The organism is Actinoplanes missouriensis 431 (assembly GCF_000284295.1).
GTDB classification, from domain to species: domain Bacteria; phylum Actinomycetota; class Actinomycetes; order Mycobacteriales; family Micromonosporaceae; genus Actinoplanes; species Actinoplanes missouriensis.
Genome location: NC_017093.1, coordinates 6,225,675 through 6,241,632 on the forward strand (window position 1 = coordinate 6,225,675; position 15,958 = coordinate 6,241,632).

Here is a 15,958-nt window from a genome sequence, read left to right on the forward strand (position 1 = left end):
GCTCGCCATGCGGATCACCTGCGTCGGTGGCGGACCCGCCGGCCTGTACTTCGCGGTCCTCGCGAAACTCGCCGACCCGGGCCACGAGATCACCGTGCTGGAGCGCAACCCGGCCGGCGTGACCTGGGGCTGGGGCGTGGTCTTCTGGGACGACCTGCTGGACGACCTGTTCCGCTACGACCCGGTGAGCGCCGAGCGGATCTGGGAGTCGGCCCGCAAGTGGGACGAGTACGAGGTCCGGGCCACCGGCAAACCCGACACCCACCTCGCCGGGTACGGGTTCAGCCTGGGCCGGCACCGTCTCCTGGAGATCCTCGCCGAACGCGCCGAGGAACTCGGCGTGCGGATCAGCTATTCCGACGAGCTCAGCGACCTCGCGGCGCTGCCGCCGGCCGACCTGGTGGTGGCCTGCGACGGCGCCCGCAGCCGGATCCGCGACGAGCACGCCGGGCACTTCGGCGCCGAGGTGGAGGTCGCCCGCAACAAGTACATCTGGCTGGGCACCCCGCACGTCTTCGACACGTTCACGTTCGGCTTCGAGAAGACGTCAGCGGGTTGGATCTGGTACCACGCGTACCCCTTCGACGACACGACCAGCACGTTCATCGTGGAGTGCCAGCCTTCGACGTGGGCGGCGCTCGGTTTCGACACGCTCGACGCGCACGCCGGTGCGGAGAAGCTGCGGCAGATCTTCGGAAAGCATCTCGGCGGGCAGAAGCTGATCGACCACCGGGCCGAGGTGGGCGGCACCGGCTGGCTGAACTTCCGCCGGGTGACCGCGCAGCGCTGGGACCACGGCAACGTCGTGCTGATGGGCGACGCGGCACACACCACGCACTTCGCGATCGGCTCGGGGACGAAACTGGCGATGCAGGACGCGATGGCCCTGGCGGACGCGGTCGCCTCCGGCGATCCTTTACCGGTGGCCCTGGAACGCTACGAGCACCGCCGCAAGGCAGCCCTCGCGCCGCTGCAGAAGGCGGCGCGGGCCAGCAGCGCCTGGTTCGAGCGCCTCCCCGAGTACGCGGACCTGCCCGCGAAGCGGTTCTCCTACGCGCTGTCGAACCGCCGCGGCGAGTACCCGGCGTGGCGCTACCTCTTGCACATGTCGACGCAGAGCCCGATCCCGCGCACCCTGCTGCGGCGGACCCTGGCCGTCCGCCGGTGGACCCGGGCCCGCCGCCGCCCCCCGATCCTCGCCAACACCGCCTGAGCGGCCCCGCTCGGGCGGGCACGACTGAAGGGACGACCGATGGCCGAAGGCGCCCTGCTGGAACCCGGCGACACGGCATGGGCGGACGCGCTCGCCCGGACCCGCCACGACGTGTACCACCTGCCCGGTTACGTCGCGCTCGACGCGCAGCTGGCCGGGGGCACGCCCGCCGCGTTCCGGTACGACGAGGCCGGCCATGTGCTGCTCGTCCCGCTGGTGCTGCGGACCATCCCGGAGACCGGGCTGCGGGACGCGGTCTCCCCGTACGGATATCCCGGCCCGATCAGCGACGTGCCGGCCACGAACACGGCGTTCTGGGCGCGCGCCGCGACGGCCATGGTGGAGCTGCTGCGCTGCCACGACGCGATCACCGCGTTCGTCCGGCTGCACCCGCTGCTGCCGGCGCCGGCCGTCGCCCTGGACCGGGTCGGCACGGTGGTGCGGCACGGCGAGACGGTCGCGATCGACCTGACCCTGCCGGCCGACCGGATCTGGAGCGAGACGCACCGCACCCACCGCAACCAGATCAACAAGTCACGGCGGGCCGGTGTGGAGATCGTCTTCGACGACTGGTCCTACCTGGACGCGTGGATCTCGACCTACCACGCGACGATGCGGCGGGTCGGCGCCACCGCGTTCTACTTCTTCGAGCGTGACCACTTCCACCGGCTGCGGGAGGCGCTCGGCAGCGCCCTGCACCTGGCGACCGCGGTGCGCGACGGGGAGGTGCTCGGCGGCAACCTGTTCTTCTCGCACTCCTCCGCGGCACAGGGCGGCATCATGCACACTCATCTGCAGTCCACCCGGGACGGCGATATCTGGTGGGCGGACAAGCTGCTCTACCACGAGGTGCGCCTGTGGGGCCGCGAGCACGGCAACCGGGTCTTCCACATCGGCGGCGGGCTGGGCGGATCGGACGACTCGCTGTTCCGGTACAAGGCGGCGTTCGGGTCCCTGCGCCAGGACTTCCACACCTGGCGGGTGATCACCGATCCGATCGCGTACGAGAAACTGGCCGGCCCGCCGACGCGTGAGTCCCTGGCCGGCCGGTTCCCCCCGTACCGCTGACCGGTTCCGCCACCCCGCCGTGGCCGGCCGGGCCCGCCGGACCGGCTATGACCCAAGCGGTGTGGCAGGACCGAGATCAACCACAGGTCATTCATAGACTTCGATGCTTTTCTGCTGTCTCCCCCACGGCAGAAGGGAGAAGTCCCATGCAGGACAACGAGGCCTTCGTGCGCGAGGTGCACGACAAGGGCCTGACCTACGACCTGCCCGTCATGTCCCGGCGGCGGATGCTCGCCACGGTCGGCGGCGCCGCGCTGCTCAGCGCGCCGCTGCTGACCGGCGCCACCTCGGAGGCGGCCGCCGCGGCGTGCGCCGCCGAGGTCGACTCGGAGACCGCCGGGCCGTACCCCGCCGACGGCTCGAACGGGCCGGACGTGCGGGTGCTCTCCGGCATCGTGCGCAGCGACATCCGCCCGTCGTTCGGCACGTCCACCACCGTCGCGCCGGGTGTGCCGCTGCAGTTCTCGCTGACCGTGCTGAACGCGGCGTGCACACCCACCGCGGGTGCCGCGATCTACGCCTGGCACTGCGACCGGGCCGGCCGGTACTCGCTCTACTCCACCGGCGTGACCCGGGAGAACTACCTGCGCGGCATCCAGGTCACGAACGCGGCCGGCACGGTGACGTTCACCAGCATCTACCCCGGCTGCTACGCCGGGCGGTGGCCGCACATCCACTTCGAGGTGTACGCGTCGCTCGCGCACGCGACGAGCGGCGCCGGCCCGATCCGCAAGACCTCACAGATCGCGCTGCCGCAGGACGTCTCGCAGACCGTCTACCGGTCGGCCACCGGGTACGCCCAGAGCGTCACCAACCTGAGCCGGATCACGCTGGCCCGGGACATGGTGTTCGGTGACGACCTGGCGGCCACCCAGATGGCGTCCGTGACCGGGTCGGTCTCGGCCGGTTACGTGGCGAACCTGACGATCACGGTCTAGCCGCCCGGTGGTGCCGGTCGTGCCCCGGCAAAGCGGCGCGACCGGCACCACGCACCCGTAGCGAGACGCGCGTAACGGCCCGGAGCGGGCAGACGGCCGCGGTGTCAGGCCCGGGACGGGGTTACTGCTTGTGGGTGCGGCCGTCACCCCGTACCCGGAAAGGGGAATCTAGCGGCGCAGGACGCCGTGCGGGTCGAGCACGTATTTGCGCGCCGCGCCCTGGTCGAAGTCCTGGTAACCCCGCGGGGCGTCGTCCATCGGGATCGGTGTGGCGTTGACGTTCTTCGCGATCTGCACCCGGTCGTGCAGGATCGCCATCATCAGCCCGTGGTTGTACTTCATGACCGGGCACTGACCGGTCACGAAGGAGTGCGATTTCGCCCAGCCGAGGCCGAGTCGCAGGGAGAGCGAGCCGACCTTGGCGGCCTCGTCGACGCCGCCCGGATCACCGGTGACGTAGAGGCCGGGCACGCCGATCGCGCCGCCCGCGCGGGTCAGGTCCATCAGCGAGTTCAGCACGGTGGCGGGCATCTCGGTGCCGGAGTCGCGGCCGTGGCCCCGGGCCTCGAAACCGACGGCGTCCACCGCGGCGTCCACGAGCGGCTGACCGATCGCCGGCGCGGAACGGCCGAGGATCTGCTGCACCTGCTCGGTCGGATCACCCTGCGCCACGTTGATCGTCTCGCAGCCGAAACTGCGGGCCTGCGCGAGCCGCTCGTCGTTGAGGTCACCGACGATGACGACCGCCGCGCCGAGCAGGAACGCCGAGGTCGCAGCGGCCAGACCGACCGGACCGGCGCCAGCGATGTAGACCGTCGACCCGGTCGTCACGCCCGCGCTCACACAACCGTGGTACCCGGTCGGGAAGATGTCGCTGAGCATCGCCAGGTCCAGGGCCTTCTCCAGGGCCTGGTCGCGGTCCGGGAAGCGGAGCAGGTTCCAGTCGGCGTAGGGAACCATCACGTACGCCGCCTGACCGCCGACCCAGCCGCCCATGTCGACGTAGCCGTACGCCGAGCCGGGCCGGTCCGGGTTCACGTTGAGACAGACGCCGGTCTTGCGTTCCTTGCAGTTGCGGCACCTGCCGCAGGAGATGTTGAACGGCACCGAGACCACGTCGCCGACCCGGATGAACTCGACGTCCGGCCCGACGTCGATCACCTCGCCGGTGATCTCGTGGCCGAGCACCAGGCCCTCCGGCGCGGTGGTGCGCCCGCGGACCATGTGCTGGTCGCTGCCGCAGATGTTGCTGGCGACCGTCTTGAGGATCGCGCCGTGGGGTGTCCTGCGCCCGACGTTCATCTTGTTGACGCCGGGGCCGTCCTTCACCTCGTAGCTCGGGTAGTCGACGTCGCAGACCTCGACCCGGCCGGGACCCTGGTAGACAACCGCTCTGTTGCCTGACATGGTGCGCCTCCAGTTGGTTACGTCGCTGTCACCGCCATGCTTCTCGATGCGTGACCGGAACAGAACCGTCAGTAGTTGCGGATCGCGCATACGCCCGTGGGCGGATGTGCTCGCCGGGCGGGCCGGCCGACCGGGAACCCGAAGTGGCCGGGCCGGCGCCGAGATCGCGTGGTCGTCGCGTCCCCGCCGGGGCCGGCTACCTGACCGGCCGCCCGCCGGCCTCCAGGACAGCGGTCAGGTGCGGCGCCACCCAGGACGGGAAGTCGGCACGGTCCACCGGCTCCAGGCGCACCCTGTCGACCCGCTCGTTCCCGGCGGGCACGGGTCGCAGCCCGGTCCATCTGCTGCCGGTCAGCAGCCAGGCCACCTGACCGGCGAGGACACTGCCGTCGGCGTTCCGGCCGGTGATCAGCGCGGAGACGCTGCCCCGGGTCTGCGCGCGGGCCCGCTCCGCGAGACCGCGGTCCCGCGGCGGCATCCACGGCTGCCACTCCAGGTCCGCGAGATCCACCGTGCCCCGCAACGGCCGCTCCGGGCCGAGGCCGGCCCGCACGGGGTCGCCGCCCCCCGGTTCGGGTACGGCCCGGAGCAGCTCCCCGCCCAGATCGGCCGCATTGAAGAGGGACAGCTCCACGGTCTCGCCGGCCAGGGTGAACAGGCTCGCCCCCAGACTCCCGGCAACGCTGAACAGGCCCCGCAGCACCCGGCTCGGCACCGCGGTCTCGATCCGCACGGCGGCGACCGGACGGGCCAGGACGGCCAGGTTGACGGCGAGAGCCTGCTCCTCCTCGGGCGACCACTGCCGCTCCGCCTTCGGCACGGCGTCCTGCGGGACCAGCCCCGGTGGGAGGGTCACCTCCGCGAACTCGACGAGCGCGGCCATCTCCCCCTGAGTCAGCACGAGCCGCCGGGCGGTCACAACGCACCCGGCCGGCTCAGGAACCGGCCCGCGTTGTCGCGGGTCCAGGCCACGTTGTCGCGGGTCCAGGCCACGTTGTCGCAGCTCCAGGCCGTGTTGTCGCGGGTCCAGGCCGCGTTGTCGCAGAGCCCGGCCGCGTTGTCGCGCGGACCGGCAGCTAGCCGGTCGAGCTCGGCGGGGTTGCCGTAGAAAGCCATGATGCCGCCTCCCGGGAGGAGTCTCTCCCTGAGGTCTACGCCAGTGTGGACGCCGCCGTTCGGCGCAGGCCAGTAACCGACACGCCTCGCTGGGGCATCCTAGGAACCTAGCTTGAAGGGGGTCAGCGGTATCTCCGGGGCGCGAAGTTAAGAGGTCAAGCGGCATTAGCGTGGAAGATCGAGCGCCTGCTTCCGCCCCGAACCGGGCCGCCTGACCGGCGTCAACGGCGCGAACGGCGGTATGAACGGCGCGGCCGGTGCGCGGCCGGTCCGGGTGCGTGCTCGGTTGCCTCTTGCGGTCCTCGGGTTCGCCGATCGTGGAAACGGCGAGGCCGGCTGGCTCTCAGCGCGGACAAAACGGGCGCAGGGCAGCACTGGTGACCAGCCGGGCGAGATGAGCTGGCTTCCAGTGCTGGCAGCAGCGTCTCAGACAGCACTGGAAGCCAGCCGGACCAGCCGGACGACAGCGTTGATCACGCGAACCGGGTCGCCCACACGCGCGATCACTTGACCTCGCGGCACCGGGCGGCGCCCCGGACCAGAGCACACGGTGAGCAGCGACTCAGGCCAGGGCACACCGTGATCAGCGACCCAGGCCGCGCCCACAGGCGCCGGCTCACCCCTTCCTCCCCCACGGGAACCGCCACCGCCCCGGCCCCGGAAACCGGCCGCGGACGCCTCGGCTGCACCCGCCCCGAGCTCCCCCCACGCCCGGGATAGATCAGCAACCCGTTCACCGGATCAGGAACCGCGTCCAGCGCCGCCCCCACCACCGCCAGCCGCCGATACGACTCCCACCGGCCCTCAGCCCGGAACCCGATCTCGAACACCACGCCCCACGACTGCCGGACCCAGCTCCATTCGTAGGCCCCGTGCGCGACGGCCGCCTCGACGAGTGCCGTCCCGCAGGAGTCCTGCCACCGCGCCGCCGACTGCTGCGGCCCGTCCAGCACCTCGATCGACCACCAGTGCAGTTCCACGAGCTCACCCCATCGTCACGCCGCCGACGAACGCCGCCCCGACGGCAACGCGTGGCGCCCCGACTTCCGCCGCGAACCCCCACGCGGCGCCGCCCGCGACCCCCGCGCCTCCGGCAACGAGGGCCGCCGGGCCTCCGGAAGCTGCGGCCCGGCCCACGCCGGCACGGAGCCGGGCACGTTCAGCGTGCGGTCCGGCGGCACCCACAGCGGCTGCGGCGTCGTCGGCGAGCCCCACCAGCGGAATGTGCCATATCCCCGGACCAGCGGCGGCTGCAGCGCCGGCCAGTGCGCCTCGGGCGGGATGGCGAGCCGCCACGCCTCGACCGGCACCAGGCCGAGCCCGGACTGCGGTGGCACCGCGACGGTGGTGCCGGCGGGCGCCGGGCTGCCGTCGGCGGATTCGACGGCGACGGTGGCGGGCGCGGAGGCGAGCACCACGGCCGCGCCGATGGTGACGATCCCGGCGAGCAGGGCGGCGGGTTCCCAGCCGGGGCGGACGGTGTCGCCGAGCAGGGTCAGGGCGATCACCGAGGGGGCGACCACCTCACCTGTCCAGTGCACGGCGGTGACCCGGCCGACGTCACCCTGCTGGAGCGCGTTGGCGTACAGGATCATGCCGTTGATCGGGAAGATCAGCAGGGCCCAGACCAGCGGCTCGGTGGCGATCGCGACGACCGCGGACGGGAACGTGTCCATCGAGCCGGGCGGCATCGTGAGAACGCGGCCGGTGAGCGCGGCGCCGCCGAGGGAGAGGCCACCGACGCCGGCGATCAGGCCGGGGATGCCGATCCTCGTGGTCATCCAGCCGAGGATCACGACGCCGACGGCCGCGCAGCAGAACCCGACCCGCATGGTCCACGTCGGGGTCATCTCGTGCTGCTGGCCGGCCGACATGGCGAGGGTGGTGAGGGCGACGCTGGTGCAGACGATGGCGGCGACGTCCCGGTGGCGCAGCCGGGAGCGCAGGAACAGCCAGGCCAGCACGGCGGTGACGGCGAGGGAGCCGGCCAGCACGGACTCGACGACGTAGACCGCGAGGTGCTGCAGCGCGAACATCGCGGCGACCCAGGCGGAGATGTCGAGGGCGATGCCGATCAGGTAGAGCGGGTGGCCGAGGGTGCTCACCGTGTTGTGGCTGCGCTTCGCGCCGACGGCTTGGAGGATCGATCCCACCGCGTAACTCAGGGCGCCGTAGACGGCCAGCCCGAGCGCCATCCAGCCCGCGGTGGTCATGGTCACCGCCCTTGATCACTCTGCGTTGATCGACATATCACGCAATGATGATATGCCGATCGACCGATCGATGCGACCCTAGGCGGCGACGGCGGGTGCGAACGCGGTCATCACCTCCGCCATCCGCAACAAATCCCCTGGTCCGCACCGATGATCGACGGGCAGCGTGAGCATCCGCGCGGCCAGTTCCGCCGCCTCGTGGTCGCCGCTCCAGAGTCCGCCGCGATCCTGCCGCCAGTGCACCGGCGCATAGATCCGGTTCGCGGCCAGGTGCGCTTGCAGCGCATCGCGCGCCTGTGCGGTGGGGCACGCCAGCTGCAGGCGGAACGGGCCGTCTCCCACCAGCTCGATTGCGGGGGTACGCCCACCGAGCAGTCCCGCCATCTCCCGCGCCCGGGCCGCCGCCGTGGCCAGCACCCCGCCCACGTCGATCAGCGGCAGCGCCGCCCGGGTGAACGCGCAGGCCGGCCCGGCGCTGCCCAGCAGGTCGTGCTCCCCCTGCTGGGCCAGCGCCCGGAACTGCTCCTTGGCGACCGGCCGCCCCTGCAGCCAGGCCGCCTTGAGCAGCATCGCCGCGAGCTTCAGATGCGCCCCGTCGCTCTCCGGACCCCGCGGACCGGGCAGCTCGCGGCCCGACGGCGACCAGAGCAACCCGCCGTCGGGCAGGGGCAGCGTCTTGCGCAGCGAGGCCACGGCGTACGCCGCTTCGCTGTCCCGCGCCCAGTCGCTGAACGGGGCGTGCGAGTGGTCCTCGATCACGCAGACGCCGGGATGCGCCCGGATCCACGCCGTCCACGGCTCGCCCCGCTCCCGCCCGAACAGGTTCTGGGCGAGCACCACGTCCCCGTCGCCGGCCCGCAGGGTCTCCCAGCGCGGGCCCCGCCCGTCCGGCAGGTGCCGGTACCAGGCGATCGGCGCCTGCGCGGAGAGCGCCTCGGCGACGCCCATGCAGAAGTAGGACGGCACGTGCAGCCGGCTGCCCGGCGCGAGCAGCCGCAGCAGCTCGCTGAGCGCGCCGCATCCGGTGGCGAAGAGGGCACGCCGCGCCGGCAGCCACGCGGGCGGGCCGTCCTGCTCGGCGCCGAGCAGGACGGCCGGGTCCCAGTGGAACTCGGAGCCGATCTCAGGCGACACGCGAGACGTCCTTGTCGGCGGCGTCCACCGTGGCCGCGGTCTGCTGGCGGGCGATGTTGAGCGTGTCGACGTGCACCGGCGGCTCGTCCCGCTGCAGCGTGACCGCGGTCCGCCAGAGGATCTTCAGGTCGAGGGCCGGCGACCAGTTGTCGACGTACCACCGGTCCAGGATGAAACGCTGCGGCCAGTCGATGTCGTCCCGGCCGTTGACCTGGGCCCACCCGGTGATGCCGGGTTTCACCTCGAGGCGGCGGGCGTCCTCGGCGGAGTAGTTGGCGACCTGCGGCAGCACGTCCGGGCGGGGGCCGACCAGGTTCATCTGCCCGCGCACCACGTTGATCAGCTGAGGCAGCTCGTCGAGGCTGGTGCGGCGCAGGAAGCGGCCGCACGGGGTGATCCGCGGGTCGTTCTCCAGCAGGCCGAACGGGTCGTCGATGCCGAGCTCGGCGCTGAGCGCCACCGAGTTGTGCACCATCGACCGGAACTTGAGCATCCGGAACGGCGTGCCGGCCCGCCCGGCCCGGTCCTGGACGAAGAACACGCCCTTGCCGTCGGCGATCCGGATCCACGCCGCGAGCGCGAGGATCACGGGGGCGAGGAGGACCAGCATGACGGCGGCGACCAGCCGCTGCAGGCCGTTCCAGAGAATGCGTGTCACGACTACCTCCGCAGGGTGTCTCAGATCGACTCGACGGTGGGTCCGGTGAGGCGGTGGCGGGTGTCCAGCACGTAGGTGGCGTGCTGCACGACGAGATCCAGGTCGAAGTCGTCGTGGTCGGCGAGCAGCACCACGGCGTCCGCGGCGGCGACCTGTTCCGGCGTGAGCGAGACCCGGGCGACCCGGCTGTCCACGTGCGCGTCCTCGACCACGTGCGGGTCGGCGGCCCGTACCTCGGCGCCCATCTCCAGCAGCAGCGCGGCGACCCGCCGGGCCGGCGACTCGCGCGCGTCGCCGCTGTTCTTCTTGTAGGCGAGGCCGAGCAGCAGGATCGTCGAGCCGTTGACCGCCTTGCGCCGGGTGTTCAGCGCGGCGACCAGGCGGCGGGCCACGTAGTCCGGCATGTGGTTGTTGATGTCGTTGGCCAGCTCGACGAAGCGGAAGCTCTGGCCGAGGGTCCGCTGCACCCGCCAGGAGAGGTAGGACGGGTCGATCGGCAGGCAGTGCCCGCCGACGCCGGGCCCGGGTACGAACCGCATGTACCCGAACGGCTTCGAGCTGGCCGCGTCGATCGCCTCCCAGACGTCGATGCCGAGCTCGTGCGCGTACACCGCGAGCTCGTTGACCAGGGCGATGTTGACGTGCCGGAAGGTGTTCTCGAGCAGCTTGGCGAGCTCGGCCACCTTGGGGTCGGAGACCGGCACGGTGTGCTCGACCACCGAGGCGTAGAACGCGCGCACCCTCTCCAGCGACGCCGGGTTGATCCCGGAGACCACCTTGGGCGTGGTCGCGAGGTTCCACTCGCGGTTGCCCGGGTCTATCCGCTCCGGGCTGTACCCCAGGTGGAAGTCGACGCCGGCGATCAGCCCGGAGCCCTCTTCGAGCAGCGGCGCGACCAGCTCGGTGGTGGTGCCCGGATAGGTGGTGGACTCCAGCGCGACGGTCGCGCCGGGGCGCAGGTACCGCGCCAGGGTGCGGGCACAGTCCTCGATGTAGCGCAGGTCGGGGGTGCCCTCGCGGAGCGGGGTCGGCACCGCGATCACGGCGATGTCGAAGCCGCCGCAGGAGCGCGGGTCGGACGACGGGCTGAAGGTGCCGGCGGCTAGGACGGCCTGCAGGTCGGCGGAGGAGACGTCGTCGACGTACGACTCTCCGGCGGCGAGCCGCTTGATCCGATCGTCGTCGACGTCGAAGCCGACGACCGTGTGCCCGACCTGGGCGGCACGGACCGCGAGCGGCAGTCCGACGTACCCCTGACCGGCGATGACGACCCGCATGGGCGTGCTCTCCTTCTGCTTCTCCGGATGGCTCTTCTGCCGGGACCGGGCCGTTTTCTTGGTCTGCGGCGGGCGCACGGCCCGCGACCGGGCCGTCTTGGCACGCTTGATCACGGGCGCCGGGCCGGCGGGACCGCTGCGGCCTGCGGGTGGCGCTGCTTGCTGACGGGCGCCGGGCGGTGCCATCCGTTCGGCACGGCGGTGGCCGGGCCGGGCGACGTCTGGTGTACGGGCAGAGCCGGCGACTCGGCGAGCCAGTGCAGGACGGCGATCAGGTCGGCCCGGGGCGCTGCCGGATCGAGCAGGGACAGCACCGCGCCGTCCAGCGGCGGCACCGGGGCCTGCGAGATCAGCGGGTGGTTGGGCCGGTGATCGGGCTCGTCCGGCCCGAGCAGGATCTCGGCGATCTTCTCCCCCGGCCGCAGCCCGGTGTAGACGATCTGGATGTGCTGGTCGGCGGCGTCGGCGATGCGCTTGGCCACGTCGGCGATGCGGACCGGCTCGCCCATGTCCAGGACCAGCACCTCGCCGGCGCTGTCCAGCGCGCCGGCCTGGACGACCAGCCGGACCGCCTCCTGGACGGTCATGAAGTACCGGTTGACGTCCGGGTGGGTCACGGTGATCGGTCCGCCGGACTCGACCTGCGCGGCGAACGCGGTGAGCACCGAGCCGCGGCTGCCGAGCACGTTGCCGAACCGGACGCTGCAGTAGGTGCCGGTCGACAGCGCGTCGGCCGCGGCGGTGAGCCGCTCGGTGATCCGCTTGGAGTACCCGAGGACGCTGCACGGGTCGGCGGCCTTGTCGGTGGAGATGTTGACCAGCCGGTCGACGTTGTGCCGCAGCGCGGTCTGGAGGATCTGGTACGTACCGATGATGTTGGTCTTGAGGGCCTCGGAGGGGTGCATCTCCAGCAGCGGCAGGTGTTTCAGGGCTGCGGCGTGGAAGACGACGTGCGGCTTGTGCTCGGCGAACACCTCGTCGAGGCGCTGCTGGTCACGGATGTCGGCGACGACCAGGTTGCGGTCGTCGAGCATGCCCCGGCCGTCCAGCGAGAGCTGCACGGCGTGCAGGCCGGACTCGTCGCGGTCCAGCATGATCAGCTGCGCCGGGTTGAACCGGGCGACCTGCCGGCACAGCTCCGAGCCGATCGAGCCGCCGGCGCCGGTGACCAGCACCCGGCGGCCTTCCAGGTACCCGGCGACGGCGGCCAGGTCGATGCCGATCTCGCGGCGGCCGAGCAGGTCCTCGTGGCTGACCGGGCGGATGTCCTCGACCCGGACCTTGCGGCCGAACAGCTCGACAACCGGCGGCACCACCTTGAGGTCGGCGTTGAGCGGCCGGGCCAGGTCGGTGAGCGCCCGGATCAGCTCGGCGCTGGCGCTGGGGATCGCGATGACCACGGCCTCGGCGTCGAACCGGCGGACCACCTCGGCCATCGCGTCACGGTTCCCGGCCACCGGGACACCCATGATCCGGTACGTCCGTTTGGCCGGATCGTCGTCGAGCAGGGCGACCGGGACGTAGGGGCTGCGCGGGCTGCGCAGCATGGCCCGGATGACCTGGGTGGCGCCCTCGCCGGCGCCCATCACCACGACCCGGATCCCGTGCTCCGGCTTGGGGCGCAGCCGGCTGTCCTTGAGCAGCCGGACCGTGTAGCGCACCCCCGCGGCGAAAACCAGGGCGATCAGGCCGGCCGCGATGATCGCGGAGCGGGGCACCAGCCGTCCGAGCAGCGTGTCCAGCAGGAACAGGGCCGGCGTCACGACCACCGCGGTCTTCACCAGCGCGGCGATCTCCTCGAAGCAGCCGTACGCCCAGCGGCCGGTGTAGAGGCCGAAGTGGATGCCGGCGGCGGTGTGCACGAGCGCGGCGACGGCGGAGAGGGCGACCAGGCCGCGGAAGTCGACCTCGCCGATCCGCCCGTCGTGGCGCAGCAGGGTGGCGATGAGGAGCGCGGCCGCGAGGGCCAGCGCGTCGGTCCCGGCACGGGCGGCCCGGCCGGGTAATACGCTCGCGAACCAGGGCGACGCTGATCGCCGTGCCTGCATGGAATCCCCCTCGTACGATGCCGGTTCTCCGGCAGCGGAACCCGTTTTCGCGCGACAAGAAATGCGAGCCGACGGAATACATTTCCGGCAGACCGGAAATGCCAGCGTCCACTCGCCTCGGATGACCGTTTGAAGCTTTCTGCAGAATTAGACTTGCAGCCGGGCAAGGCCGATTACAGTAGCAATTGTCATGGCCTACGCGAGGATCGTTCATGTTCCTCGTTTTGGCATGAACACGATGATTCGATCAAACCGATCGGGCGGTCGAACCAGCCATTCGGGCGAGGATGTCATGCTGAGAGTGAGAACCTCTCGCCTTATGCATGACATCTGCGACTTACGCCGGGCGCATTATTCCGGCAGCGTCTTTCCGGCAACGTGTTTTGGCGCGGGTGTCGCAAGCGTTCTGTCGTCAATGCGACCGGGGGACATGAGAGATGAGGGTGCTCCACGTCATCAGCGCACCGGGGCCGGGCGGGGCGACCCACCAGGTGCGGTTGCTCGTGCGCCGGCTGCCGCACGACCACGAGGTCGTCCTGCTGGAGCCCTCGTCAGGGGCGCCGGAGGGACTCCCCGGCCCGGACCGGATCCTCGCGCGCAGCGATCCGGGCCGGCCGGACGTGCGGGCGCTGCGCGCGGAGGGCGTGCGGGTGCATCGGGTGACCGCGACGCGGGACGCGGACCTCGCCGCGATCGGGCGCCTGCGGCGGCTGATCCACCACGGGCGGTTCGACCTGGTGCACACCCACCTCTACCGGGCGTGCGTGCAGGGGCGGATAGCGGCGCGGCTGGCCGGCGTTCGACCGGTCGTCGCCACCGAGCACCACCTGGGCGCCGCGGCCCTGGAGGGGCGCAGGGTCTCCCCCGGCGTGCGCGCGCTCTACCGGGCCGGGGAACGGTTCGGGCAGATCACCGTCGCGGCGTCCCCGGCGATCGCCGCGCGGCTGCGCGCGTGGGGCGTGCCGGAGCGGCGGATCACCATGATCCCCAAGGCGATCGACGCGGCCGAGTTCCGCTTCGACGCGCGGCTGCGCGAGGCGGCCCGGGCCCGGCTGGGCGTCGCGCCCGGCGTCCCGCTGGTCGGCGGCGTCGGGCGGCTCGACCCGGACAAGCGGTTCGACCTGCTGATCCGGGCGATCGCCGAGGCGCCGGACGCGTGCCTGCTGCTGGTCGGCGACGGCCCGGCCCGGCCCGCGCTGGAACGCCTCGCGGTGATCGAGGGGGTCGCCGACCGGGTGCTCTTCGCCGGGGCCGTCGCACACGCCCGCGAGCTGCTCTGCGCCATGGACGTCTTCGTCTCGCCCGGCTCCGGCGGCTTCGGGCTGGCCGCCCTGGAGGCGATCGCGGCCGGGCTGCCCGTGCTCTACGCCACCTGCCCGCCGCTGGAGGAACGGCTCGCGGCTCGCACCCCGGTCCGCGGCACCCACCGGCTCTCCCCGCGCGACCGGGAGTCGCTGCCCCGGGCCCTGCGCGCCGAACTGCTCTGCCTGGCCGAGCGCGAGGACGCGCGGCTGCCGGCCCGGGCGGTGGCGTCCCGGTACTCCGCGGACCACCTGGCGGCCGCTGTCGGCCGGCTTTACGAAACGGTCGCCGGCCGGCCCGCCGTCACACCGCTATCGGCGCCGCATGGGCCGGGCGGGCGAACGAGCACCTTTCCACTGCCCGGCGGAAACGTGCGGAACGCATGAGCCGGTGGAACAGCAGAAAGCCGAGATAGGCGCCGGACGTGTTCGATATCAGGTCGTTCACGTCCGCCCAGCGGTTGCCGTGCAGGGTGAGCACCAGCGCGGCCTGGGTCAGCTCGATCGCCAGGCTCAGCAGGAAACCGGTGAGCACCACCCGGCGCTGGTCGCGGACGCCGAACACGACGTGCAGCACGGCCGCGAGCGGCACCGTCATCACGATGTTCAGCAGGAAGTCGGTCGGGCGCATGCTGACCACCGGCTCCAGGATCAGCCGGTTGGCCTCGAGCTCGCCGCCGCCCCAGGAGAGGCGCATCGGCAGCATCGTCGCGCCGAGGATCGCCACCGCGTACCACCCGGCGGCCCAGCCGGCCAGAAGTCTGCGAATGGTCAGCATGCGGCGGGCGCCGAGGGCCAGACCGGTGACGACCATCAGGACGACGCCCAGGGGCAGGAGCACGGGCAGGGCGGGGATGTCGAGGTGGTGGTTCTGCATCCGTTCCCACGCTACGCCGGAGGCCTGAACGGGCCCTGGGAGATCAGCGCAGCCAGCCCTCCTTGCGGGCTATCCGGATGGCGTCCAGCCGGTTGCGCGCGCCGGTCTTCGTGATGATCGCGGACAGGTAGTTCCGCACCGTGCCGCCGGACAGGTAGAGCCGGCCGGCGATCTCCTTCACGGACTCGCCCTCCGCCGCGAGCCCGAGGACCTCCAGCTCCCGCGTGCTGAGCCCGCGGTCGGTGTTGAGCGAGGCGGCCTGCAGCATCGGCGACACCACCCGCTCACCGCGGGCCAGGCGGCGCACCGCGTCCGCCAGCATGCTCGGCGAGGAGTCCTTGAGCAGGAAGTTCAGCCCGCCGTTCCACCGCCGGGGTGGGAGCATGCCGCGTTTGCTCGGGTCACAGAGCAGCAGCATCGAGCAGGACGGGATAGCGGTGTGCAGCTCGTCGGCGATCGGCAGGACCTGGCTCACCATGTACTGCGTGTCGATCACCACGACGCCGGGCCAGAGCTGGGCCGCGCGCTGCGCAAGGTCACCGCCGATCGGCAGGGTGTCGACATAGTGCATGTCCGGTTCGGTCTCGAGGAACGTCCGCACCGGGACACCGAAGTATCCCTCGTCTCTGACAACGACGACCCGGATCATCACACCACCCTCGTCGAAGGACACGCTGGATGCACTTACCTTTCTATCGCCCCGTGTCC

General features: G+C 71.9%; 15 protein-coding genes. 4 read left to right on the plus strand and 11 right to left on the minus strand.

Going from position 1 to position 15,958, the window contains the following annotated elements:
• The first annotated feature begins 7 nt into the window (after positions 1-7).
• The 3 genes from AMIS_RS28625 (at position 8) to AMIS_RS28635 (ending at position 3,219) form a co-directional block, all read left to right on the plus strand.
• A complete protein-coding gene (locus AMIS_RS28625) occupies positions 8-1,213 on the plus strand; it encodes an FAD-dependent monooxygenase (protein WP_014445924.1) in 1,206 nt (401 codons plus the stop codon).
• Positions 1,214-1,252: 39 nt separating this feature from the next.
• Entirely contained in the window at positions 1,253-2,281 is a 1,029-nt protein-coding gene (locus AMIS_RS28630) for a hypothetical protein (protein WP_014445925.1), read from the plus strand.
• Between the two features lie 146 nt (positions 2,282-2,427).
• A complete protein-coding gene (locus AMIS_RS28635) occupies positions 2,428-3,219 on the plus strand; it encodes an intradiol ring-cleavage dioxygenase (protein WP_014445926.1) in 792 nt (263 codons plus the stop codon).
• A 168-nt stretch (positions 3,220-3,387) separates the two neighbouring features.
• On the opposite strand, the gene fdhA is transcribed toward AMIS_RS28635, so the two are convergent.
• From fdhA to AMIS_RS28680, 9 genes are all read right to left on the minus strand, one after another.
• Positions 3,388-4,626, minus strand: a complete 1,239-nt coding sequence (fdhA, locus tag AMIS_RS28640) for a formaldehyde dehydrogenase, glutathione-independent (RefSeq protein ID WP_041830123.1) — start codon at positions 4,624-4,626, stop codon at positions 3,388-3,390.
• A gap of 196 nt (positions 4,627-4,822) precedes the next feature.
• Positions 4,823-5,545: a hypothetical protein gene (locus AMIS_RS28645; RefSeq protein WP_014445928.1), complete on the minus strand. Its 723-nt coding sequence runs from the start codon at positions 5,543-5,545 to the stop codon at positions 4,823-4,825.
• Positions 5,542-5,742 carry a hypothetical protein gene (locus AMIS_RS28650; RefSeq protein WP_014445929.1) on the minus strand — a complete coding sequence of 67 codons (201 nt, stop codon included), beginning with the start codon at positions 5,740-5,742 and terminating at the stop codon, positions 5,542-5,544. The genes AMIS_RS28645 and AMIS_RS28650 overlap by 4 nt, the downstream gene beginning before the upstream one ends.
• A 503-nt stretch (positions 5,743-6,245) precedes the next feature.
• Complete coding sequence (locus AMIS_RS28655) at positions 6,246-6,722, minus strand: hypothetical protein (protein WP_014445930.1); 477 nt, start codon at positions 6,720-6,722, stop codon at positions 6,246-6,248.
• A gap of 15 nt (positions 6,723-6,737) precedes the next feature.
• Positions 6,738-7,955 (minus strand): hypothetical protein, encoded by a 1,218-nt coding sequence (locus AMIS_RS28660; RefSeq protein WP_014445931.1) that lies wholly within the window; start codon positions 7,953-7,955, stop codon positions 6,738-6,740.
• A 78-nt stretch (positions 7,956-8,033) separates the two neighbouring features.
• Entirely contained in the window at positions 8,034-9,089 is a 1,056-nt protein-coding gene (locus tag AMIS_RS28665; RefSeq protein WP_014445932.1) for a hypothetical protein, read from the minus strand.
• On the minus strand, positions 9,079-9,747 hold the full coding sequence (locus AMIS_RS28670; protein WP_014445933.1) for a sugar transferase: 669 nt from the start codon (positions 9,745-9,747) through the stop codon (positions 9,079-9,081). Before AMIS_RS28670 ends, AMIS_RS28665 begins: the two co-directional genes overlap by 11 nt.
• 20 nt (positions 9,748-9,767) lie before the next feature.
• A complete protein-coding gene (locus tag AMIS_RS28675) occupies positions 9,768-11,024 on the minus strand; it encodes a nucleotide sugar dehydrogenase (protein WP_041831379.1) in 1,257 nt (418 codons plus the stop codon).
• Between the two features lie 110 nt (positions 11,025-11,134).
• Positions 11,135-13,072, minus strand: a complete 1,938-nt coding sequence (locus AMIS_RS28680; RefSeq protein ID WP_014445935.1) for a nucleoside-diphosphate sugar epimerase/dehydratase — start codon at positions 13,070-13,072, stop codon at positions 11,135-11,137.
• A gap of 437 nt (positions 13,073-13,509) precedes the next feature.
• On the opposite strand from AMIS_RS28680, the gene AMIS_RS28685 reads away from it, so the two are divergent.
• Positions 13,510-14,760 (plus strand): glycosyltransferase, encoded by a 1,251-nt coding sequence (locus AMIS_RS28685; protein ID WP_014445936.1) that lies wholly within the window; start codon positions 13,510-13,512, stop codon positions 14,758-14,760.
• Here the strand turns inward: AMIS_RS28685 and AMIS_RS41945 are convergent.
• Together AMIS_RS41945 and AMIS_RS28695 are read right to left on the minus strand one after the other, a co-directional pair.
• Entirely contained in the window at positions 14,678-15,250 is a 573-nt protein-coding gene (locus AMIS_RS41945; RefSeq protein ID WP_014445937.1) for a VanZ family protein, read from the minus strand. The two genes, AMIS_RS28685 and AMIS_RS41945, sit on opposite strands and share 83 nt — an antisense overlap.
• Before the next feature lie 43 nt (positions 15,251-15,293).
• Positions 15,294-15,923: a response regulator transcription factor gene (locus tag AMIS_RS28695; protein WP_231859115.1), complete on the minus strand. Its 630-nt coding sequence runs from the start codon at positions 15,921-15,923 to the stop codon at positions 15,294-15,296.
• Positions 15,924-15,958: the final 35 nt, after the last annotated feature.